The organism is Paludisphaera borealis, from assembly GCF_001956985.1.
GTDB classification, from domain to species: Bacteria; Planctomycetota; Planctomycetia; order Isosphaerales; family Isosphaeraceae; genus Paludisphaera; species Paludisphaera borealis.
Genome location: NZ_CP019082.1, coordinates 4,658,301 through 4,681,695, shown reverse-complemented (window position 1 = coordinate 4,681,695; position 23,395 = coordinate 4,658,301). Strand labels below are relative to the sequence as shown.

Below are 23,395 nucleotides of genomic sequence, written 5' to 3'. Positions count from 1 at the left end.
TCATGAATTCGGCGACGACGCGGCCTAGCCGCCCCTGGATCGAATGGGGTCTCGTGACCACGAAGCAACGCGTCGAACGACGGAAGACTCGTCTTCGTCGCGATTGCCTCCGGCGGCTGGAGAGTCTGGAAGACCGGACGATGCTGAACGCGTCGATCAACATCGACGCGGCGTCGCTGCTGACTTACAACACGGACGCCGCGGTCGCCGAGCACCTCAACGTTTCGGTCTCGGGGAACGTCTACACGTTCGCGTCGGATCAGAACATCGACATCGCGTCGAACGTACCCGGTCTGATCATCACCAACCCCGGCACCCCCACGGTGACGGTGACCGGGATCACCGGCCTGACGGTCGACGCCGGCTTCACGGCGGACTCGGTGAGCGTCCTCAGCTCGAACGTGCCGACGGCGATCAACCTGACTGCGAGCGACGCGACGGTGATCGTGGGCGACCTCGGCAACAGCGCCGGCCTGGGAGCGATCTCGGCGCCCATCACGGTGACCGGTCCCGCTGTCACGACGCTCAACTCGTTGTCGCTGGTCGACTCCGGATCGACCGCGAACACCTCGTATACGATCAAACCCACGACGGTGGTCGCCGACAACGGGTTCGGCGGCCTGACGTACGCGGGGGTCTCCAATCTGTACGTGGTCGAGGCGCAAGGCACGCCGGGAGGCTCGAACATCTTCTCGGTGCGGGGCACCGCGGACGGGGTCGCGACGGCTCTCGACGGGACCCTGAACAAGGCCGGGAACCAGTTCAACGTCTACCAGACAGGCGCCACGGGCTCTCTGGCCCTTTGGGGCGGCTCGGGCGACAGCAGCTTCGTCGTGATTCAGGCCTCGGTGCCGGTGAACGTCCACGGCGGCGCCGGACAGAACCGCGTCGACGTGGGGACCACGTTCGTCGGCACGACAGGCGTCGCCTCTGCGGTCACACTCTCGACCAACACCGCCAATCCCTTCGACATCGACGTCGACGACAACGACGGCACGACCGACGACTCGTGGGTCCTGGCCGCCCAGGCCACGCCGTCGACGCTCGCCCAATTGACGGGCCTCAGCGCCGGCGGCTCGCTCCTCTACGATCCCACCCAGGTCAAAGCGCTCACAATCTCTACCGCCTCGGGCAAGACCAACCGCCTCACGATCAACGTCGGCAACGGCTATCCCTTGCCGTCGGCCGGAGGCGCGCCGACCTTCACCTATCACGGCGGCGCCGAGGCGGGCGTTTCGACGAGCGACCTGGTCCTCATCGGCGCCCTGCCGACCGGCCCGGTCACTTCCGAGCTTCACCTGGTGACCGGCGCAGGCACGGGTGCCGTCACGTTCTCCAACGCCGCCTCTCCCATCTTCTACGACGGCCTGTCATCGCACAGCATCTACGACACTGTGCCGGTGACCAATTACATCTTCAACGACACGGCCGACGCCGACGGTCGCGTGCTGATCAAGGAAGGCGTGAATTCGGCTCTGACTGGCAACGTCCAGTCGCTCTTGATCACGTCGCTGGGCACGCCCTCGTCGTTCGCCGACACCTACCTGGCGAACAAGACGAACATCACCGCGAACGTCAGCAACGGCGCGAGCGAGACCGAGACGACGGTCAACTACGGCATCGCCGCGCCCGTCGCGGGACTCTCGACCCTGACCGTCGCCACCAACCAGGGTGCGGACGCGGCCAAGCTCGTCGCGCTGCCGCCGGGCGTCACGACCAACCTCAAGCAGCTCAACGGCAACGACCGCGCGTATCTCACCCTCCAGGGGACCGCCAACACCCCCGCGACGAACCTCGACGGCGGCCTCGGCTACGACAATCTGATCATCGACGCCGGCGGCCTGCCGATCACCCCCGGCAACTTCGCGCCCGGCCTGGGCGGTTCCACGGTGATCTCCGGCGCCCCGTTGCCGGGCGGACCGATCACCTACGTCAATTATGAGCGTCTCTACGTCTCCAACCTGGCCGCCGTTCAGCCGGTGGTCACGGCCTCGACCATCCACGCCGTCCAGGGCCAGCGGCTCGTCGACGTCGTCGCGGGCACCTTCACGAGCGCCGCGCCGGGGGCCAAGGCCGGCGATTTCGCGTCGACGATCCACTGGGGCGACGGCTCCGCGAGCGCCGGCGTGATCGTTCAGGACGCCTCCAATCCCTCGATCTTCTACGTGATGGGAACGCACACCTATTACGGGGACTCCTTCGCGCTGACGACGCAAACCTCCGTCACCGTGGTCTCCGCCGGCAGCCAGACCACAACGATGATCAACGGCGTGCCCGTCACGTTCTACACCCCGGGGAGCGATCCGGTCACGGCGAACGGCATCGCCGTGATCGACAACGCGTCGATCAGCCTGACGGTGGGCTCGTTCAGCGGGTTTGAGAACATCACGCCCAACCCGCTCGACGTCTTCACGGCCTCGTTCACCGACCACGGCGGCGTCAACCCCGCCGACGCCAACCCCGCCGGACACTACTCGGTCGTCATCAACTGGGGCGACGGCTCGGCCCCGCTGCCCGCCCCAGCTTCGTCGATCGTCCAGAACGGGACGTCGAACAGCTACACCGTCACGGTCCCGCAGCACGTCTACTCCACCCCGGGCAGCTACGTGGTGACGGTCACCGTCTCCGACGACAACCCGATCCCGGTGATCACCACGGCCACCGGCGTCGCCACCATCGCCGACGCCCCCCTGAGCCCCTCGGATCTCATCCTGCCGATCCCCCCGGCCACCGAAGGGGTCCAGATCACCGGCCAGCGGCTCGTCGAGTTCTTCGACGCCAACCCGAAGTCGCACGTCGGCGACTTCACGGTCACGATCGACTGGGGCGACGGCTCGCCGATGTCATACGGCTCGCTCATCCAGCCTGGCGGCATCGGCGGGACGTACTTCGTCGTCGGCACGCACACGTACACGGACGCCCTTCGGGCGGGCGCTCCGCCGGTCGCATGGGGCCCCGGCCCGATCGCCGGCCCCCTCACCGCGGTCGGGACGTACCCGATCCGCATCTTCGTGCAGGACACCTACGGCTCGGCCGTGAACCTGGCCACCACGATCACCGTCAACGACAACCCGCTGACGCTCGGCGGCAAGCTCAACCCGCTGTCCGACTCGGGCGCGTCGAACTCCGACGGAATCACCAACGTCGCCCAGCCCAACTTCCAGGGCTCGACGAGTGAGGGCGGGGCGCTCGTCTACGTCTACGCCACGCCGACCGGCGGCGCGCCGATGTTGATCGGCCGGACCACGGCCGACGCCAACGGCGCGTGGAGCGTCACGTCGACCTCGGCCCTCGCCGACGGCGGCTACGTGATCCAGGCCCAGGCCTACGACGCCACCGGCCACACCGTCAGCGCGCTGACGACCGTGACGCCCAGCCTCGTCATCGACACGGTCGGGCCCAAGATCACCGACCTCGTGTTCGACAACCTCGGCGGCCAGGTGATCGCCACCTTCCAGGACTTCGGCGGCGTGAACGGCGCCGGCGTCGGGCTCAACTTCGCCACGATCGTCGACGCCAACAACTACCGGTTCGCGTTGATCAAGTCGGCGGTGCGAGGCTACAAGCCGCCGGTCCAATGGATCGTCGGCGGGATCGCGGTCCAGCCGGGCACGACCGTCGGCCCCCAGACCGCCGCGATCAAGATCAACGACGGCCGGGGCATCCGGGGCGGCCGCTACCTGTTCACGGTCCGGTCGGTCGATCCGGCCAACCTGACCGGCGTGCAGGACCTCGCCGGCAACGCCCTCGACGGCGAGTTCTACAGCTTCTTCCCGTCGGGCAACAACCACGTGGGCGGCGATTTCGTCGCCGAACTCGACGCGGTGCATCACCGGATCTACGCCCCGAAAACCACCGTGGGAACGGCCAGCCCGGTCACTCCTCCGGGCGTTCGCGGCGTTGATCGATTCATCGCCCGCAATCCCAAACCGTTGCCGACGGCCGCCGCCGCAGTCAGACTGTCAACCGCGAGGCTGACGGCCGCGCGGACGTCGACGCTCGCTCCGCGAGCGCTTCTCCGCGTTCGCTGACAGCGTCCTTCGCGCTGATTTCGCTTCCGGTCGCGTCCTCGTCCCGTGGAATACGGCACCGAGTTCGGAGAGTTTCATGCATCGGGATATTCGTACGATCTTTCGGAATCGGTTCGGCCTCGATCGCCAGCAATCCTTGCGGGCGAGGCGGCGACGGGCGACGCGACTGGAAATCCTTGAGGACCGCACACTGCTGACGGCCTCCGCAACACTCGACATCGCGGCAGGGACGCTCTCGTACGCCTTGATCGGGGGTCCGATGGACCTCTCGGTCTCGGTGGACGCGAGCGACGTCTACACGTTCCAAGATCCCTCGCAGACGATCACTCTGGGCGCCGGCGCCAGCGGCTGGACGCTCTCGGGCGACGGCCACACGGCGACCGGGCCGGCGGCCTCGTTCAGCCAGATCGCCGTCATCGGCGACGGCTCGGCCTTCAACGACGCCGTGACGATCCATTCGACCAACGCGCCGACGACCATCAGCACGGGCGCCGGCGACGACGTCTTCACCTTCGACGCGCCGGCGATCAAGGCTGCGGTGACCCTCACCAACCCCTTGAGCGGCGGCGCAGACGGCGACGTCGTCCACTTCCTCACCGAGGGCGTCGCGGGGACGCTCGCCACCGGGCAGAAGGGGCGCGAATCGTACCAGGCGGCCGGCGGCGGCCTGATCAACATCACGTCGGTGAAGCCGAACTTCGCCGACTCGTTCGCGGGGCTCTCGATCTCGACGAGCACCCTGAGCATCAACCTCAACAGCCTTTACACCGCGCCCACGGCCCTCGCGACCACGTTGTCGGTCGTCGGCTCGAACGTCCAGGTCGGCGTGACCGACGTTCCCACGCGGCTGTTCCCCAACGGCTCGATCGCGGGTCTCGCTATTCAGGGCACGAGTGGCGGTAATTCGCTGACCCTGGACTACACCGGCGGCATCCCATACGGCGCCGGGGTCACGTTCTCGCCCCCCGCTGCTTCGGGGGGGGCCGAGAATGCGCTCGTGCTTCAGAACGGCACCTTCACCCAGGAAGCGTACCTCGCCTCGGGTGCCGGGAAAGGGAGCCTCGTCTTCCCCAACCGACAGGTCAACGGCGTGACCATCGGCAACCAGATCGACTTCGAGAACCTCACGCCGATCACCGACACCCTGACCGTCGCCGGGTTCACCTTCACCGCGCCGCTCGGCGCCCAGACGGTGCACGTCACCGACGGCCCGGTCGTCTCGGGGGTCCAGACCACCCAGATCAACGACGGCGGAACGAGCCACTTCGAGCTGATCAACTTCGCCAACAAGACGTCCGTGGCGATCAACACCGGATCGGGCGGCGACCTCGTGGCCGTGAACCTGACCGTGCCGGCCGCGGGCCTCTCCTCCATGTCGATCTCCACCGCCGGCGGCGACGACGCCGTGGCGGTCGTCTCCTTGCCGGCGAGCGTCGCGCTCAGCGTCGACACCGGGGCCGGAACGTCGAACGACATCGCCCTCAGCAGCAGCGGCAGTCTCGCCGGCATCCAGGGCCCGGTGACCGTCCGGTCGACCGGCGGAACCGCCACGCTCCAGCTCGACGACACGGCCGACGCCACGGGTCAAAACTTCGTCATCACCCCCGGCCAGGTGACCGGCGGCCCGCTCGGCTCGCCCGTCGACTATTCGGGAGGCGGGATCTCGAGCGTTCAGGTTCGGGGCGGCTCCGGGAACGATCTCTTCACCTTCAGCAACTTCGGCTCGCCCACCACGGCCACGGCCTACGTCATCGACGGCGGGCCGGGCGTCGACACGCTCACCGTCAATTCCACGCTGCCGACCGTGAACTACTCCACACCGGGAATTCTCACCTTCGGCGCGGGCCAGCCGACCATCAACTACGCCCGCATTGAAGAGATCAACCTCGGCCAGGCATCCGCGCCGCCGGTCGGCATCCCGGTCGTCGTCTACGCGACTGAGGCTCAAGCGTTCATCCAGCGGACCGTTGCCCGGTTCACCGACGCCGCGCCTGGCGGGCCGGTCAACTACTACGCTTCGATCGATTGGGGCGACGGCACGCCGGCCACGGGCGGGGTGATCGTGCCCACGGGCGTCACAGGGACTTATGAAATCCTCGGCGGCCACTCCTACGCCGCGGCGGCCACCTCGTACCCCGTCAACGTCACGCTCACCCGCCAGGGGGGAACGAGCACGACGACCACCGTCGGCGGCGTGACGATCAACATCAGTACGGGCGGCGCGGCCAATTCGGTCCCCAACCCGATCCCCTCGACGGCCGTGGTCGCGGCGGCCCCCTTGAGCGCGCTGGGCATCCCGCTCGTCGGCCGGGCGACGGCCCCGCTCGCCTCGACTCCCGGCGGCGTCCAGATCGCCGCGTTCACCGACTCGGGCACCAATCTGCCCCCCTCGGGCTACACCGCCTTGATCTACTGGGGAGACGGCTCGGCCCCCACGGTCGCGACCCAGATCACCGCCACCGGGACCGCCGGCGGCGTCGTCTACAACGTCTTCGGCGACCACACGTACGCCAACCTCGGCTCGTACCCCGTGACCGTGCTCGTCACCAAGCCGCCGACCGCCGTCACAGCCCCGGTCGTGGCCCAGAGCCCTCCCGGCGCCCAGGCGATCGCCGTGTCGACCGCGACGATCCTCGACGTCCCGCTCCGCACCGTCACCGGCCAGCTCAACCCGGCCAGCGACTCCGGCGCGTCGAGCACCGACGGGATCACCAACGTCACCCAGCCCAACTACTTCGGCCTCACCGACTCGCCGGGCGCCTCCATCGCGGTCGTCGCCACGCCCACGTCCGGAACGCCGATCCTGCTGGGCGCCACGCAGTCTGACAACTCCGGCGCCTGGAGCGTCACCTCCACCGCCGCGCTCGCCAACGGCGCCTACACCATCACAATCTACGCCTCCGACCACTTCGACGCCTCGAACGTCGTCACGAACGTCCTGCCGCAGACGCTGTTGATCGACACCGTCGGCCCCAAGGTGGTCAACACGGTCTTCACGCCCAAGAGCGGTTACGTGACGGTGACCTACCAGGATTACGGCGGCGCGGCCAACGCGGGATCGGGCCTGAACCTGACGACCGTGCAAGACCCGAGCAACTACAACTTCGCGTTCGTCTCGTCGATCGTCCGAGGCTACAAGCCCCCGGCGCGTTGGCTTCTGGGACCGATCGCCACGACCCCCGGCACGACCACGGGCCCCCAGGAGGCGACCGTCCTGATCAACGGCGGCACGCCGATCCGCGGCGGCATCTACCAGCTCAAGATCACCTCGGCGAGCCCCACCGCTCTCGGAGGCGTGCAAGACCTGGCCGGCAACGCGCTCGACGGCGAGTTCTACGGCACGTTCCCGTCCGGCAACAACGCGGGCGGCGGCGACTTCATCGCGCGGCTCGACTCGATCCACAACACCGTCTTCGCCCCCCAGACCGTCGTCGGTCCCGGCAAGCCCGCCAAGACCCCCGTCAAGAAGCCGGTCAAGGTCGTCAAGACGCCGCCCGTTCGCACGCCTCCCGTCCGGAAGGTGCCGGTCAAGGTCGTCCACGCGCCGCCGGCGAGGGCGGCCCGCTGACGAAGACCGTCAAACCGGCCGGACGGCTACTCTTGGCCCGACGGCCGGAAGCGGATAAGGTGGGGGACGGGCGGCCCCGAAGGCCGCTTCGGCCCGTCCCTCCCTCTACTTCTGCGACGCCCCGCCCATGCCCGACGACGAACCGGAAATCCGCTTCGAAGCCGCCCTCGAACAGCTCGAACAGATCGTCGACGCCCTCCAGCGCGGCGAGCCCGAGCTGTCGTCGGCCCTGGCCAAGTACGAACAAGGCGTCGCGCTGCTGGGCCGCTGCTACGGCCTGCTCGAACGCGCCGAGCGATCGGTGACGATCCTGACCGGCGTCAACGACGACGGCGAGGCCGTCACGATCCCGTTCGACGCCGCCGCGACCCTCGTCGACACCGCCGTCGCGTCCAAACCCAAGCCAAAAGCCGACAGCGAGGAGGTCCCCAAGCCGGCCCGTCGCCGTCGCGTCGCCAAACCCGAGCCGGCGCCCGAACCGGAAATCCAGGCCAAGCCCGATGTCCAGGCCGAGCCGGAATACGATCGCTTCGATCCGCCCTTCTGAGCCGGAAAACGCCAGGACCGACGCGAGGGAGATGTGGCTTCTCCCGGGCGTCGGTCCATGATCGGCGAGATCGTTCGTCGGCAACGCGAGCTTTACCCGCAGGGCTGCTCTTTCATCATGGCGGCCATCCGCTCCTGCATCTGCTCGGGCGTCGGGTCTTCCTTGTGGGTGGAGATCGACCAGTGGTGCCCGAACGGGTCGACCAGCTTGCCGTAGCGGTCGCCCCAGAACGCGTCGACCGGCGGCATGGTCGCGGTTGCGCCCGCCTCGACGGCCTTGTTATACGTGGCGTCGGCGTCGGTCACGTACAGGTGGATCGTCACGGGCGAATGCCCGTTCGGGCCCGTCGCGCCGTAGTCGGGAAACTCGTCCGCAAGGAACAACTTCGAGTCGCCGATCTGGAGTTCGGCGTGCCCGATCTTCACCTGCCCGTCCGGGCTCGGGAACGGCATCCGGCTGATTTCCTCCGCGCCGAACGCCTTCTTGTAGAACTCGATCGCCTCGGAAGCCCCCTTGATCACCAGGTGCGGAGTGATCGCGTGATACCCGTCCGGAATCGCCTTCACCATGGTATTCCTCCCGTCGAAACGACGCCGGCTCACCCTGTCCACATGAACAGGATTCACGCCGACTCCGTGAGTAAACCAGGAATCGACTTTTTGTCAACGCCTGTACAGTAATTCCGGAGGAAGGAACCGCATTTTTCGCATGGACTCATGCGGATTCGGAAAGGATGACGAATCGCGTCCACCGGCCGTCAAGGCGACGGAACCGATTCCGTCGGCACTGCGTGGAATGGATTCAGGGGGAGATCCGGGATCGAATTCCGGACTCGTGCGGAAGAGTCATGGCCGGTTCACCTGGACTGGATCTTCCGAAGATTCGCTCGATGCATGTGGACGAGCGGATCAAGATCCCCAAGGTCGGCGGCTTTCCAGGCGTCGAGGTAATCCTTGCGCGCGGGGCTGGTTGAACCAATCGATTGCTCCGGCCAAGCGACGTCCGGGCTGCCATGCACCATGAGCCAGATGTTGGTCAACATGCGAGCCCAACGGCCGTTCCCATTGATGAAAGGAGAATCTGCACGGACCGGTGGTGAAGGTCTGAAGCCTGTTCAATCAAATCCCGCCCCTGTTCTTCCCACAATCGCAGGTCGTCGAACAGGTTATATGTTCTTTCCTGAATTTGAGACCACGCACATCCCAGATTGAGATCGCACCGGCGAAAGCGGCCGGCCCAACTCCACACATCGCCAAACATTTCTTGATGCAATGTCTTCGCCCATTCCAGGTCGAATCCGGCGATGGCGCGAGTCGCCTCGAAGTATTGGAACAGGGCCTTCCGTATGTTCTCGCTCTCCAAGACACTCAACTGGGCTCGGGTGGAAATACCTTCCACCTTGAGCCCGGAGATGTCGTCGATTGGAGTTTCGCCGGGAAGCAGATCTTCAAAAATCACCTTTGCCATGATCGGCCGCTCACTCTGTCAACGACGAAGCGCGAGGAAGTCGCGAGCGGACCGCTTGGTCATCTCGCGAAGAGTCTGCTTATCGAGCCGTTGGCCTTCCAGGCTCATCGTGCCCTGGAGCATGCTAGTGATTCTTCGAGCCTTGAGCATCGCCTCGCGAAGAATCCGGAACGGGATCTTTTGCTGTGGCACTTGAGCTGGAGCATGCTAGTGATTCTTCGAGCCTTGAGCATCGCCTCGCGAAGAATCCGGAACGGGATCTTTTGCTGTGGCACTTGAGGAGGCATATCGACCCCTCCATTCGGATCGAAATCACACGTCGAGAGGCAGGTGCGCATCCGGACACGCCCCCCTGCCTTATCCATAGGCCACGATCAAGACGGCTCTCCAGCCGTGATTATTCATTATTCTCCTCCCGCCCAGCTAGAGCGGTTTGCGTCTGGGTTGCGCACGTAGGGGCGTCCCTTGTGGGCGCCCGATCGGCGTCGGCGACTGCGGCGACCCCCGCAATTCGGGCGCCCACAAGGGACGCCCCTAAAGTAATGCGGTCTTCCGGATAACCCGGCTGTGCGCAACTCAAAGGTGAACCGCTCTAAAACCCGCTGTGCATCCTCGGCCCTGGCGACTGGGCGGCGAGGATCGTTGATTCGGCTGCGAGCAGGTCGCGCCAGCGGGCTTCGACTTCGGCTTGAGGGAGGACGTGGCCGGCCAGGACCAGGAAGACGTGGTAATGGCCCAGCTCCGACGAGCCCAGACGCTGATAGAACCGCGCCAGTTCGCGGTCGCGGCTGCAACGGGCGAGAAGCACGAACCGCTCGCACGAGCGGGCTTCGATCAGGGCCGAGATCAATAAACGGTCGACCAGCTCGTAAGAGCCCTCGCCCTTGCGGACGAGGTTCCGCAGCGCGTTGGCGTACGGGTTGCGATGCGTCCGTTCAAGCCGCCCTCCGCGCCTCGCCAGCAGGCGGACCACCGAATTCAGGTGCGCGGTCTCATCGTTGGCGATGGCCGCCAGCGTGCTCGTCCAGGCGTCCGGATACGCGGGCTCGGGCCATCGGTTCAACAGCTCGAGCGCGTTGGCCGCGGCCTTCTTTTCGAGGTACGCGTGGTCGTTCAGAAGGGCCAACGGCTCCCGGAGCGCCGCCTCCGCCCAGGCGTCGGGCGTTCGCAAAATCAGCGGCAAGTCGTCAAGGCATAAGACCTGAGTCATGGATTATCCACGGAAAAGACGGCCGAAATCAGCCCCAACCCAAGTCCGTCACATCGCGGGATGCATGAGGCGTCGGACCGAAAACGCCCCTGGTCACGTCCCCTAGAAAGCTCGGAATCGCCGCAACCTTTGCGCATCCTCTCCATTCTATCGTGCTTCACGGCAAACGGTTAAGGCCGGGCGGCCGCCGCAGCTTTGCGTGACAAAGTTTTGGGGGCAGTCATGTGGACATTCTGGGGGGGAATGTCAACAATAGCAACGAGCACCGGGTGTTGGGGGATGGAAGCCTCCGGGGTGGTCGTCATGCTTGGCGGATCGTCCAAGCCCGAGTGTTCTTGCCTAGCGGTGTAACAACTTCTCCTATGACGAGCTGTTCAGAACCCCTGACCGCGTCGACTCTCGGCGAGCACCTCGACTTGCAACGTCGCCGGGTGGAGGACGCGCTGGCGGCGTACTTGCCGCGTCCCGAGGCCGACCCGTCGGCGGGGCGTCCCGAGCGCCTGGCCTCGGCGATGCGCTACAGTGTGCTAGGCGGAGGCAAGCGGCTGCGGCCGGTCCTTTGCCTGATGGCGGCCGAGGCATGCGGGGGGAGCTGGGAAGCGGCGATTCCCGCGGCCTGCGCGCTGGAGCTGGTGCATACGTACTCGTTGATCCACGACGACCTGCCGGCGATGGACGACGACGACCTGAGACGTGGTCGGCCGACCTGCCACAAGGCGTACGACGAGGCCACGGCGATCCTGGCGGGCGACGGTCTTTTGACGTTGGCCTTCGAGTTGATCGCCAAGGGGGTCTCGCCGGACTCGTCGGCCCTGGCCTGCGTCCGGATCTTGGCCGAGGCGTCGGGCCCCGACGGCATGGTCGGCGGCCAGATGGCCGACCTCCAGGCCGAGCATCGGGCGCTCGATCAGCACGAGGAGGGCTCGCTGGCCGAACTCGAGGCGATCCACCGCCGCAAGACCGGCGCGCTTTTGAAGGCCCCGTTGCAGATGGGCGCCGCGATCGCGCGGGCCTCGGATTCGCATCGCGAGGCGTTGGAGCGATACGGCAAGGCGGTCGGCCTGGCGTTCCAGATCATCGACGACCTGCTCGATGTGGAAGGCGACGAAACCAAGCTCGGCAAGCGGGTTGGGAAAGACTCCGGACACGGGAAATGGACGTACCCCCGGTTCCTGGGGGTCGAGGGAAGTCGGACGAGGGCCCGGCAGCTCGCCCACGAGGCGGTCGCCGCGCTGGCTCCACTCGAAGCGCGGGGCGAACGCCTCCGCGACCTGGCGCTGGCACTTTTGGAAAGGGATTCTTAATGCTCAGCCCCGATTCGCTTCTGGCCCGGATCGGCGCTCCGGAAGACCTCAAGAAGCTGTCCGACAAGGAGCTCGACCAGCTCGCCGACGAGATGCGCGGCGAACTGATCGGCGTGGTGGGACGACGGGCCGCGCACTTCGCCAGCAACCTCGGCGTGGTCGAGCTGTGCCTGGCGCTCCACCTGACCTTCGACTTCACCGAGGACCGCCTGATCTGGGACACGGGCCACCAGATCTACCCTCACAAACTGATCACCGGGCGGGCCGAGGAGCTGCACACGATCCGGACCAAGGGGGGCCTGATGGGCTACCCCAACCCGGCCGAGAGCCCCTTCGACCTGTTCATGACCGGCCACGCCGGCTGCGCGCCTTCGACGGCGTTGGGCCTGAAGCTCGGCGACGAGATCATGGGTCGGCCCGACCGCCACTCGGTCGCGGTGATCGGCGACGGCGCGCTGCCGTCGGGCATCGTCTTCGAGGCGTTCAACCACGCCGGCGGCTCGCAATCCAAGCTGCTGGTGATCCTCAACGACAACAAGATGTCGATCTGCCCCCCCGTCGGCGGCATCGCCAACGCGCTCGACCGGGCGCGGATGTCGACGACCTACAACGACTGGAACAAGCGGGTCCGATCGGTCCTGCCGACGATCCCCCTGGTCGGCGAGACGGCCGATCGCTGGCTCCAGCAGTTCAAGGACGCCGTCAAGGCCTCGCTCCACCACGGGATGCTCTTCGAGGAGCTGGGGTTCACCTACCTCGGCCCGATCGACGGCCACGACCTCAAGTCGGTCCGCACGTACCTTGAGAAGGTCAAGGCGATGGAAGGGCCGATCCTGCTCCACGTCCTGACCAACAAGGGCCACGGCTTCGAGCCGGCCGTCAAAGACCCGGTCAAGTTCCACGCCCCCGCGCCGTTCATGAAGGCCGAGGACGGGATCGTCCCGCTCAAGATCTCGACCAGCCAGACCTACACCGACGCCGTCAGCGCGGCCTTGTTCGACGTCTGCCGAGACGACTCGCGGGTGGTGGTTTTGACCGCCGCCATGTGCGAGGGCAACAAGCTCCAGAAGCTCCGCACGTCGTTCCCGAAGCAGTTCTTCGACGTCGGCATCTGCGAGAGCCACGCCGTCGCCCTGGCGGCGGGGATGGCCAAGGCCGGCGCCCGGCCGGTCGTCGACATCTACAGCACGTTCCTCCAGCGGGCGTACGACCAGATCTTCCAGGAGGTCGCGCTCCAGAACCTGCCGGTCGTCTTCTGCCTCGACCGCGCGGGGCTCGTCGGCGCCGACGGTCCGACCCATCACGGCAGCTACGACATCGCCTCGCTGCGGATCTTCCCGAACATGGTCGTGATGGCCCCCGGCGATCAGCGCGACGTCGGCCCGATGCTCGACTTCGCGCTCGCGCACACTTCGCCGACGGCGATCCGCTACCCCCGGGCCAACCTCCACGCCGTCGAGCGCGAGGTCCAGCCGATCGAGCTGGGCCAGGCCGAGATCATCGACTGGGAGACCGACGGCATGATCGTGGCCTGCGGCGCCCAGCTCGGCGCCTGCCTGCAAGCCGCCGAACGGCTCCATAAGCGGTACGGCCTGCAAGTCGGCGTGATCAACGCCCGGTTCATCAAGCCGCTGGACAGCCGGACGATCTGCAAGGCGATCGAGGAGGCCGCGTTCGTGCTGACGGTCGAGGAGGGCTGCCTGCCCGGCGGCTTCGGCTCGGCCGTGCTCGAAGCCGCCAACGACGCCGGGCTCCCCACCGCCCACGTCCGCCGGCTCGGCCTGCCCGACCGGTTCATCCTCCACGCCGAACGCGACGAGCAGCTCGCCGAGGTCGGCCTCGACGTCGACGGCGTCACCCGCGCCGCGCTCGAACTGGCTCGCGCCGTCGGCCTCGACTTCACCGACCTGGGGCCCGAACCCGATCCCACGACCGCGCGCCAGAACGGCGTCGCGCCCGCCCCGGCGGGTCGCGGATGAAGCCATGAGCGACGTCGCCGACGAAGTCGGCCCCGGGCTGGAGATTCCGATGGAGAAGGCCCTCGCCGAGTTCGTCTCGCATTCGTTGGCCTTGCCGCTGCGGCTCATGATCCTGGGCAACGGCACGCGCGACGAGGTGCGGACGCAGGTCGAGGTGCTGACCCGTGAGATCGAGGCCTGCGGCGGCGTCGCGCTGGCCGGCGTCGACCTCTCGGCCGACTCCGACCTCTCCAGCCTGCCGGCCGACCTCGCGGTGGTGGTCGGCGGCGACGGCACCGTGCTGCACACGGTCCGGCGGATGGGGGTCTCTCCGATCCCCGTGGTCGGCGTCAACGCCGGCCGCCTCGGCTTCCTCGCCGACCTCACGCCCGCCACCTTCTGCCTGCATCTGGCCGACCTGTCCGAGCGCCGGTTCACCATCGAAAACCTGATGACGATGGCCTGCACCGTGACCTCGACGCGCGGCCCGACCCGCGAGTTCCGCGCCTTGAACGACGCCGTGATCCGCGCCGCGCCGTACTTCCGGATCGTCGAGATCGGCCTGTCGATCGACGGCGAGAGCGTGATGAGCTACCGGGGCGACGGCCTGATCGTGGCCACGCCCGTCGGCTCGACCGCGCACAGCCTCTCGGCCGGCGGGCCGATCCTGCCCCCCAACGCGCACATGTTCGTCATCACCCCCCTCTGCTCGCACACGCTGACCCAGCGCCCGCTGGTCGACGGCGGCCATAAGACCTACGAGCTGGTCCCCCAGGGCGAGGGGGTCGCGATGCTCCTCGTGATCGACGGCCAGGTCCAGATCCCGCTCCAGGCCGACGACCGGGTCACCATCCGCCGCGGCAATCCCCCCTTCCCCATGGTCCGCCTCCCCGGCCACAGCTTCTATCGCACCCTCCGCGACAAGCTCGGCTGGGGCGCCTACCCCGCCGGCGACCGCGGGCCGAGGTCGTAAGGACACGCGGATCGAGGAGACCGATCATGAGCCCCGCACGATCCCGCGTCGCCGGCCGGCTGATCGTCGCCGCGATCGTCTTCTTCCTGGGCTCCTGCGCGGCCTCGTTCTGGTCGCACACGGGCAACGTCTGGGATCGTGTCACGATGGGATTGTTCCTCGGATGCTTCGCCGCGATGAGCCTTCTCTTCATGCTCGTCGCGGCGACTGCGGCCCGATACCGAGTCGATCTCTGGAGGTTGCAGCGGCGCCCCGCCCTGTCGGACGACGCGTTCATCGAGCTGCTGCCTTGCGCCGGCGAGGTCGACGAGAAGGCGTTGAAAAACACCGTACACACTACGCGCTCCCTGGCCTCCGAGAGCCTGGGGAGGTTCGGCGGAAACTGGGTGCGGCCGACCGATCGGCTGGAAGAGGATCTCCACTTCTCCGACCTGGAGCCGTGGATCGCCGAGGACTTTTCCTATAGGCTGGCGAAAAACCTGGGCGTCGACGAAAATGAAATTGAGCGAATGTTAAACACTCGCCCGATCGCCACATTCGGCGACCTGATCCAGGCGATCGCCGAGCTAGCCGAGGTTGCCGCGCGGGCCCACCCGCTCTGGGATCGCGATCTGGACGCCGGTGGCCCCAAGCCTCTCCCGCTGCCCCACACCGAGGACGCCACGCCATGAGCTTCCCTCACAACGCGCCGCTGGGCCGTCACTTGCTCGATCGTCGCGGGTTCTTGTCGCACATGGCGACGGGAGTCGGCGGCATCGCGTTGAGCGCGCTTTTAGCCGAGCAAGGCTTGCTGGCCGGCGAGCCGACGGACGCATCGAAAAACCCGCTCGCGCCCAAGAAGCCGCACTTTCCGGGCAAGGCCAAGCGGGTGATCCACATCTACTGCACCGGGGCCGTCAGCCATCTCGACACCTGGGACTACAAGCCCGAGCTGATCAAGCGGCACGGCCAGCCGATGCCGGGCTCGGACAAGCTGATCACCTTCCAGGGCGAGAACGGCGCGCTCGCCAAGAGTCCCTGGGAGTTCAAGCCGCGCGGGCAGTCGGGCAAGTACGTCTCCGACCTGCTGCCGAACCTGGCCGAGCTGGCCGACGAGATGTGCTTCTTCCACTCGCTGACCTCGAAGACCAACACCCACGGTCCCGGCGAGATGTTCATGTCGACCGGGTTCACGCTCGAAGGCTTTCCGAGCATCGGCGCGTGGGTCAGCTACGCGCTCGGGACCGACAACCAGGACCTGCCGGCCTACGTGGCGATCCCCGACCCGCGCGGCGACCCGCAGCAGGGGCCGGCGAACTGGACCAACGGCTTCTTGCCCGCCGTCTACCAGGGGACGTCGTTCAACGCCGACCGGCCGATCCGCCACCTCGCCCGGCCCGAGAAGATCAACCCCGACGACGACCGCGCGACCCGCGATTTGATCCGGCTGATCAACGACGAGCACCTCGCGCGCAACCCCGGCGACACCGAGCTGTCGGCCCGAATCGCCGCCTACGAGCTGGCCGCGCGGATGCAGCTCAGCGCCCCCGAGGTCGGCGACCTCTCGCGCGAGAGCGCGGCGGTCAAGTCGCTGTACGGGCTCGACGACGCCAACCCGATCCTCGCCGGCTTCGGCCGCAACTGCCTGCTCGCCCGCCGCCTCGTCGAGCGCGGGGTTCGGTTCGTCACGGTGTTCAACGGCGCGTTCGCGATGGGCGAGGGCATCCTGAACTGGGACGGCCACAGGCGGATCAAATCGGACTACGACCGCCACGGCCCGATCCTCGACAAGCCCGCCGCCGCGCTGTTGATCGACCTCAAGAACCGGGGCCTGCTCGACGACACCCTAGTCGTCTGGTCGACCGAGTTCGGTCGCATGCCGACCTTCCAGAAGGGCGCGCAGGGCCGCGACCACAACCCCAAGGGCTTCACCGCCTGGCTCGCCGGCGCGGGGGTCAAACGCGGGTTCAGCTTCGGCGCGACCGACGATTTCGGCTACCAGGCCGTCGAGAACGTCGTCGACGTCCACGACTTCCACGCCACGATCCTCCACCTGCTGGGCCTCGACCACGAAGCCCTCACCTTCTACAACAACGGCGCCCAGCGCCGGCTGACCGACGTCCACGGCCACGTCGTCAAGGACGTCCTTTCCTGATCCATCCATCGGAGTTCCCCGACATGACCGTCTCGTCGTTCCTGCTCGCGATCCTCGCCGCGTTCCCCGCCGATGACGCCGCCACCCCGGTCGTCGAGCCGTCGGCCAGGTTGGAAAAGCTCTGGGGCGAGGGAGAGTTCACCGAGGGGGGCGCGCTGGCGGCGGACGGGGCGATTTTGTTCTCCGACATCGGCGACCGGATCATGCGGTTCGACCCGTCGTCCGGCAAGACGACGGTCTTCCGCGAGCCGAGCGGGCGGGCCAACGGCCTGATCTTCGACCCCAAGGGCCGGCTGATCGTCGCCGAGGGGGCCAACACCGGCGGCAATCGGCGGATCTCGATCACCGAATCCGACGGCACGGTCCGCACGCTCGCCGACCGCTGGCAAGGCAAGCGGTTCAACAGCCCAAATGACGTCGCCGTCGATTCGAAGGGCCGGGTCTACTTCTCCGATCCCCGGTACGTCGGCGACGAGCCCCGCGAGCTGGACTTCGAGGCCGTCTTCCGGGTCGACCCGGACGGCGCCGTCACCCGGCTCGAAACCTCGGCCAAGAAGCCCAACGGCCTGGTTGTCAGCCCCGACGACAAGACGCTGTACATCGCCGACAACGGTTCCGCGCGCCGGGTGCTGCTGGCCGTCGACCTCGACGCCGCCGGCGCGACCTCGAACCCGCGCGTGCTTTACGACTTCGGCGACGGCCGGGGCATCGACGGCATGACCGTCACGACCGACGGCCGAATCGTCGCCACCGCCGGGACCCGCGACAAGGCGGCCGTCTGGGTCTTCACCCCCGACGGCAAGGTCCAGGGCGTCATCCCCACCCCCGAACCGCCCGCCAACGTCGAATTCGGCGGCCCCGATTCCAAGACCCTCTACATCATGGCCGGCAAAAGCCTTTACCGAATCCCGACGACGATGACGGGCCAGCACCCTTCCAAGCCACGCGGGTAAGCCGTCGAAACCGGACGACCTCCCAAGAAGAGGGCGCGGCGAACGTTAAGCTCTCGAGGTCCACGTAAGACTGCGAACGAAGGGCTAACCGTGATGCATCGTCCCCTCGTATGCCTGGCGATCGCCGTTGCATTCTACGCCTTCCCGGCCTTCGGATCGGACGATGCACCGAAGGCGGCTGACTCGTCGGGCACCGACGCGAAGCCGAAGAAGGCCGAATGCCTGCTGCTCGTCGGTCTCCCGAAGACGACCTGCAAGCGCGGCGAGAAGATCATCCCGGAGATCGTGTACAAGAATCAGGGCGGACGGGATCTGACGATCTGGGACAGCAGTTTCTGTTTGAATCACAAAATCATCGTCAAGGACGAGGCGGGGAATTCGCCCCCCTTGACGGCGAAAGGGATGGGGTGTCGGAACGCCTTCGCGCCGGCTGGAGGCCGAGACAGGAACAGGCCGATCGTCATCGCACCTGGAAAGTCCCATCGCGCGACAGCGGAGGTCGACGTCGCCATCCACTATCAGCTTGAATCGGGCAAGCAATACGCGCTGGAAGTCGTTTACGACGACCGCCAGGAGCCCACGCCGCTCACACTCACCTCGAAGGCCGTCGAATTCAAGGTGGAACGAGGGGCGATCGCCAGCCGTCGCGCGGCCCCGAATACAAACCATCACGACGCCGTGGCGACAACCGACCTCATGAAAATGGGAGTCGGGGCCTCTCGCGGGCATGCCCTCGCGGAGCTACCTTCAGAGCAGAAGTCCTGGATTTCCTGGTCAACCGCGGGGAGGCCGACCTTGAGGACGTCGTCCCACGTGACGCGGGCTCGTTCGTGTTCTAAAGAAACATGAGTGAGCAAGTTGTCGTGACCAGCGAGGTCCGGAATGATGTGGAGCTTGTGGATAACGGCCGGGGTGGTTTCCCTCTCGGCGGCGGCGGACTCGGCCTGGATCGTCGGCGGTCCGAACCCGCCTCCCGTCGAGGATGAGCGACCGGTGGAGGTCGGCATCGGGTTCCACATCGTCGACTTCGGCCGGATCACGGCTCGCGAGGAAAGCTTTGACGTTACGGCCCACCTGGAGCTGCGCTGGCGCGACCCCCGCCTGGCGCACGGGGCCGGAGACGGCAAAATCTGGACCCCCAGACTCAACTTCGACAACGCCGCCGAGGCGCCCAAGCCGCACGGCGATCCCAGGATCGAGGTCGCCCCCGACGGCTGGGTCACGAGCCGATCGATCGTCAGCGTCAAGTTCTCGACGCCGCTCGACCTCCGGAGATTCCCGTTCGACGCCCAGGACCTGGTCGTCCGGCTCTCGCTCTCCAGCGACCAGTCGCAAGTCCAGTTCACGCCGCTGCCCGAATCAATGCACCTGCACGACGACGTGTTCGTCACCGACTGGTCGCTCCTGAAGCAGAACTACCAGATCAAGTCGCGCCGGTACCGCCCAGGCGGCGACGAGTATTCCGTCATGGAATACCTGGTGCGCGTGAAACGCCGGTCGACGTTCTACGTCTGGAGGGTGTTGCTGCCGCTGACCCTGCTCGCCCTCTTTCCCACGCTCGTCTTCTGGTTCGAACCGACGAACCTCCAGCCCCAGATCAGCACGTGCATGGCCACCCTGATCGCAATGCTGGCGTTCGGCTATTCGGTCGACTTCGCCGTGCCCAAAGTCGCTTACCTCACCATGATCGACCGGCACGCGATGATCGGCTTCCTGTCCGCGACGGCCGCGACGATTGGCGTGGCCGTGGTCCATCGGTCCGTCGCGGCGGGCTCGGTCCCATCGGCCCTCAAGATCCAGAGGCCCCTGCGGGTGCTCTACCCCGTCGCCTATCTCCTCGCCGTCGGCCTGAGCTTCGTGCTCGCCTTGGCGTCATGAAACCGACCCACGCCCTTCCTCCAGGGCGCCTCACCCGCGCCTCACGCCCGTCACGTTCACGCCGCTGCCGATGATCAGGTCGTGCTCATAAACCCATCGGTAGAGGCCGCCCGACTTCTCCGGCGGCAACTCGGCGATCTCCTCGAAGCCCTCGGCGGCGAACCATGAGGACAGCTCGGCGACCGTGTGATGCGACTGGTATTTCGGCGCCCACCAGTCGAAGTTGTCGCAGACGCGCAGGGTCCAGTCGGGATGGGCGGAGAAGTTGGCGAGCTTGTTCAGGGTCCGGTTCACGACCGGCACGCTTCCGAGCACGCCCAGGCCCGCGCAGAGCGGTTCGAGGACGCGCGCCGGCGTCCGGGTCGTTACGGCGCGGATGCTCGAGTTGAGCCATTCCTGAGGCGGCGTGTTCTTGCGGTAGAGCCAGACCGATAGCCGGCCGCCGGGCTTGACCCGCTTGGCGATCTGAGCGAACGCCCGGCGCGGGTCGGGCGTATGGTGAAGGACGCCGATCGAGAAAACGAGGTCGAAGGCCGCCTCGGCCACCGGCAGATCGAGTAGATCGGCCTGAGCGATCTGGACGTTGGGAAGCTCAGCGCAGAGCGCGGAAGCCTTGTCGACGGCCGTGCTCAGATCGACGCCGAGCACCTTCGCGCCGTGGCTTCCGACCAGCCGCGCGTACCGGCCTCCGCCGCAACCGGCGTCGAGGACCAGGCGGCCAGCGAGGTCGCGGGGATGGACGCCCGTCTTGGCTTCGAAGGTCGCCTCGTCTTCCTCGGTCCGGGCCACGTCGTAGCGGTTCCACTGCCGGCCGAAGCTCTCCGCGTACGCCTCGCCGGCCAGCCGGGGGACGCCCTGGCGGATGGGATAGCGGCAACTCCCGTCGGCCGAGACCAACTCGTCGGATTCGACGCGCAGGCTCGCCCCCGATCGCGGGCATCGCAGCAGGCCGATCAACTCCGGGTTCAAAGCGGGTTCAGGCATCGCGCTCTCAACGGTTCGTCGCCGATTCTGGTATTCTGCGGGAGGGGTGTGCATGCCGGAGGATCGAGCGTTTGATGATACCGGGCGTCCGGCGTGGCTGGAACCCGTGCGGCGACGGATCGCGGGCTGGCTCGAATCGAGCGCCGGGGCCGATTGGGTCGTCGCGGTCTCCGGCGGCGGCGACAGCGTCTGCCTGCTCCGTGTACTCCATCGGCTCGCGCCCGAGCTGAACCTGCGGCTCTCCGTCGCCCACCTCGACCACGGCGTGCGCGGCGAACAGGCCCGCGACGACGCCCGGTTCGTCGAGGATCTGGCCGGATCGCTCGGCCTGCCGTTCGACCTCGGCAACTGGCGGCCGACCCGCGCCGGGCACTTCGAAGTCGACGCCCGGACCGCGCGGTACGCGTGGCTTCGAGAGATCGCCAAGGCCCGGGGCGCATCCTTCGTGGCGGTCGGCCACACGCGCGACGACCAGGCCGAGACGATCATTCACCGCATCCTCCGGGGCTCGGGCCCGCGCGGCCTGGCCGGAATCCCCCCCCGCCGCGCGCTGGGGCCGGCCGTCGCCCTCGTCCGCCCGCTGCTCGACGTCACCCGCCGAGAGATCCGCGACGAGCTGGTCCGCCTGAACCAGACCTGTCGCGAAGACCCCACCAACGACGACGTCTCCCACACCCGCGCCCGAATCCGCCACGAGCTGCTTCCCCGGCTTGCCGCCGAGTACAACCCGCAAATCGTCGCGGCCCTGGGACGCCTCGGCACCCTCGCCGCCGCCGAACGCGAGGCCCTCGACTCGCTCATTCGCCCGATCGAATCCGCCGCCGTCCGCTCGATCGATCCGGACCGGATCGTCCTCGACCGCCGCGCCCTCGTCGCGCACTCGCCCTTCGTGATCGCCGAAATCGTCCGCCGCGCCTGGCTCGCCGTCGGATGGCCCGAGATGGCCATGACCGCCGGCCGCTGGCAGCGCATCGCCGAACGCATCAAGGAAGGCCGCCCGAGCGTCATCCACATCGGCGAAGGTGTCGCGCTGCGGGTCGACGCCGACGTGATCCTCCTGGAACGCGATCGCGAGCCCGCCCCCCTCGACTCGATCTCTCCCGTCGCCCTCGAAGCCCCCGGCGCCGTCGACGTCGCCTGGGCCGGCGGCCGGCTCACGGCCGAAATCGTCAATAACGCATCGTCATACGACGAGACGATCGACTTCGACCGCGTCGTCTTCCCCCTGATCGTCCGCCCCCCCGCCCCCGGCGACCTGTTCGCCCCGCTCGGCATGTCGGGCCGCCGCGTCCCCCTCCGCAACCTGCTCCGTGCCTGCCGCGTGCCGCCATCGCACCGCCGCGCGGTCCCCCTGCTTTGCGACCAATCCGGCATCCTCTGGGTCGTCCCCCACCGCATCGCCGACCGCGTCAAGACGACGGAGCGAACCACCCGCCGGCTGGGGTTGAGGTGGGAACAGAAAGCCTGAACAGTCGTCGAGCGGAACGGCCGCGCCAACGCCTTAAGCAATTAGGCGCACCGCTGTTAAGGATTGACGGGCAAAGCTCGCTACGGCGTAAACCGAGGCGAAGCGAAGCAAATCCCGTAACCGCCGAATGGACCTCCAATAAATCCGCCATCCTGGAAGGTCTTTACTGCAGACGCGACGGCCAAGGCGGGTGAATCGATGCGGAGCGGCGATGGACGAACGAGCGGAACGGTTGGCTCGCGGTGACCAGGAGGCGTTCGCCGAGCTGTACGACGCCTGCGCCGATCGGGTCCACCATTTTCTGGTCGTCCGGCTGGGGACGCGGGCCGACGCCGACGACGTGTTGCAGGAGACTTGTTCGGATCCGGCTTCTGGCCACCGCAGGTCTTCACGAACGACGTCATGATCCGCTTTCTGGATCTCTTCGATCACCACGTGCAGAGCACGTCGAGGCCCTACTCAGAGGCGGTTTCCCGGAAGTATTCGGACTCATCTCGCGGGTGCCTGCCGAATCCTTTGCGCCCTCTCGTCACGCTCCTCGACCCGTCACTGGTCAGCACCAGGCAGGCGGCCGAACGCAGCCGCGCGTTGTTCCGCTCGCTCCTCGTCCTCAACGCCATTCAAGCCCGCGAGGGCGGAGACGATCATGCACCGGACATCAACAACCTCGACCTGCCGGCGGAAGCGACGATCGATCCGTTCAACGGTGAGCCCTTGCACGTCAAGAAACCGCCGGACGGCTGGAAGGTCTATTCCGTCGGCAGCGACGGCCTGGACGACGGCGGCACGCTGGACGGCAAAACCGATTTCGGCTTTGGGCCGATCGAACGGCACGAATCGCCGAAGTAGCCTCTCCACCTCAAACAATCGTGCCAGCCCGGAGTACATTAAGTTGGGGGAGTCTCTCGACGCCCTTCGGT

At 67.2% G+C, this 23,395-nt stretch carries 18 protein-coding genes; 14 read left to right on the top strand and 4 right to left on the bottom strand.

Annotated elements, in window-relative coordinates:
* Positions 1–140: 140 nt before the first annotated feature.
* From BSF38_RS18100 to xseB, 3 genes are all read left to right on the top strand, one after another.
* Entirely contained in the window at positions 141–4,031 is a 3,891-nt protein-coding gene (locus BSF38_RS18100) for a beta strand repeat-containing protein (protein WP_145952209.1), read from the top strand.
* A gap of 76 nt (positions 4,032–4,107) precedes the next feature.
* Complete coding sequence (locus BSF38_RS18095; RefSeq protein ID WP_076347922.1) at positions 4,108–7,599, top strand: beta strand repeat-containing protein; 3,492 nt, start codon at positions 4,108–4,110, stop codon at positions 7,597–7,599.
* Between the two features lie 127 nt (positions 7,600–7,726).
* Positions 7,727–8,146, top strand: coding sequence for an exodeoxyribonuclease VII small subunit (gene xseB / locus BSF38_RS18090; protein WP_076347920.1), 420 nt, complete (start codon positions 7,727–7,729; stop codon positions 8,144–8,146).
* Positions 8,147–8,238: 92 nt separating this feature from the next.
* On the opposite strand, the gene BSF38_RS18085 is transcribed toward xseB, so the two are convergent.
* The 3 genes from BSF38_RS18085 to BSF38_RS18075 form a co-directional block, all read right to left on the bottom strand.
* Positions 8,239–8,715, bottom strand: coding sequence for a VOC family protein (locus BSF38_RS18085; RefSeq protein ID WP_076347918.1), 477 nt, complete (start codon positions 8,713–8,715; stop codon positions 8,239–8,241).
* A gap of 466 nt (positions 8,716–9,181) precedes the next feature.
* On the bottom strand, positions 9,182–9,613 hold the full coding sequence (locus BSF38_RS18080) for a Fic family protein (protein ID WP_083713058.1): 432 nt from the start codon (positions 9,611–9,613) through the stop codon (positions 9,182–9,184).
* 592 nt (positions 9,614–10,205) lie between these two features.
* The gene (locus tag BSF38_RS18075; RefSeq protein ID WP_076347916.1) at positions 10,206–10,823 is read right to left on the bottom strand and encodes a MiaE family protein; all 618 of its coding nucleotides are present in this window, start codon (positions 10,821–10,823) and stop codon (positions 10,206–10,208) included.
* Positions 10,824–11,185: 362 nt separating this feature from the next.
* On the opposite strand from BSF38_RS18075, the gene BSF38_RS18070 reads away from it, so the two are divergent.
* From BSF38_RS18070 to BSF38_RS18035, 8 genes are all read left to right on the top strand, one after another.
* Positions 11,186–12,127, top strand: a complete 942-nt coding sequence (locus BSF38_RS18070; RefSeq protein WP_076347914.1) for a polyprenyl synthetase family protein — start codon at positions 11,186–11,188, stop codon at positions 12,125–12,127.
* The gene (gene dxs, locus BSF38_RS18065; protein ID WP_083713057.1) at positions 12,127–14,106 is read left to right on the top strand and encodes a 1-deoxy-D-xylulose-5-phosphate synthase; all 1,980 of its coding nucleotides are present in this window, start codon (positions 12,127–12,129) and stop codon (positions 14,104–14,106) included. The genes BSF38_RS18070 and dxs overlap by 1 nt, the downstream gene beginning before the upstream one ends.
* 4 nt (positions 14,107–14,110) lie before the next feature.
* Positions 14,111–15,058, top strand: a complete 948-nt coding sequence (locus BSF38_RS18060) for an NAD(+)/NADH kinase (RefSeq protein ID WP_237170513.1) — start codon at positions 14,111–14,113, stop codon at positions 15,056–15,058.
* 26 nt (positions 15,059–15,084) lie between these two features.
* The gene (locus tag BSF38_RS18055) at positions 15,085–15,729 is read left to right on the top strand and encodes a hypothetical protein (RefSeq protein WP_076347912.1); all 645 of its coding nucleotides are present in this window, start codon (positions 15,085–15,087) and stop codon (positions 15,727–15,729) included.
* On the top strand, positions 15,726–17,192 hold the full coding sequence (locus BSF38_RS18050; protein ID WP_076347909.1) for a DUF1501 domain-containing protein: 1,467 nt from the start codon (positions 15,726–15,728) through the stop codon (positions 17,190–17,192). Before BSF38_RS18055 ends, BSF38_RS18050 begins: the two co-directional genes overlap by 4 nt.
* Positions 17,193–17,215: 23 nt before the next feature.
* Positions 17,216–18,145 (top strand): SMP-30/gluconolactonase/LRE family protein, encoded by a 930-nt coding sequence (locus BSF38_RS18045; protein ID WP_076347907.1) that lies wholly within the window; start codon positions 17,216–17,218, stop codon positions 18,143–18,145.
* 90 nt (positions 18,146–18,235) lie between these two features.
* Positions 18,236–18,994, top strand: a complete 759-nt coding sequence (locus BSF38_RS18040) for a hypothetical protein (RefSeq protein ID WP_145952208.1) — start codon at positions 18,236–18,238, stop codon at positions 18,992–18,994.
* Between the two features lie 33 nt (positions 18,995–19,027).
* Complete coding sequence (locus tag BSF38_RS18035; RefSeq protein ID WP_083713056.1) at positions 19,028–20,023, top strand: ligand-gated ion channel; 996 nt, start codon at positions 19,028–19,030, stop codon at positions 20,021–20,023.
* A 30-nt stretch (positions 20,024–20,053) separates the two neighbouring features.
* Here BSF38_RS18035 and BSF38_RS18030 read toward each other — a convergent pair whose 3' ends face one another.
* Positions 20,054–21,007 (bottom strand): class I SAM-dependent methyltransferase, encoded by a 954-nt coding sequence (locus BSF38_RS18030; protein WP_083713055.1) that lies wholly within the window; start codon positions 21,005–21,007, stop codon positions 20,054–20,056.
* 52 nt (positions 21,008–21,059) lie between these two features.
* Here BSF38_RS18030 and tilS point away from each other — a divergent pair, with 52 nt between their 5' ends.
* From tilS to BSF38_RS18020, 3 genes are all read left to right on the top strand, one after another.
* Positions 21,060–22,475 carry a tRNA lysidine(34) synthetase TilS gene (tilS, locus tag BSF38_RS18025; protein ID WP_076347901.1) on the top strand — a complete coding sequence of 472 codons (1,416 nt, stop codon included), beginning with the start codon at positions 21,060–21,062 and terminating at the stop codon, positions 22,473–22,475.
* A gap of 211 nt (positions 22,476–22,686) precedes the next feature.
* Entirely contained in the window at positions 22,687–22,881 is a 195-nt protein-coding gene (locus tag BSF38_RS30785) for an RNA polymerase sigma factor (RefSeq protein WP_145952207.1), read from the top strand.
* Positions 22,878–23,324, top strand: coding sequence for a hypothetical protein (locus BSF38_RS18020; RefSeq protein WP_145952206.1), 447 nt, complete (start codon positions 22,878–22,880; stop codon positions 23,322–23,324). The genes BSF38_RS30785 and BSF38_RS18020 overlap by 4 nt, the downstream gene beginning before the upstream one ends.
* Positions 23,325–23,395: the final 71 nt, after the last annotated feature.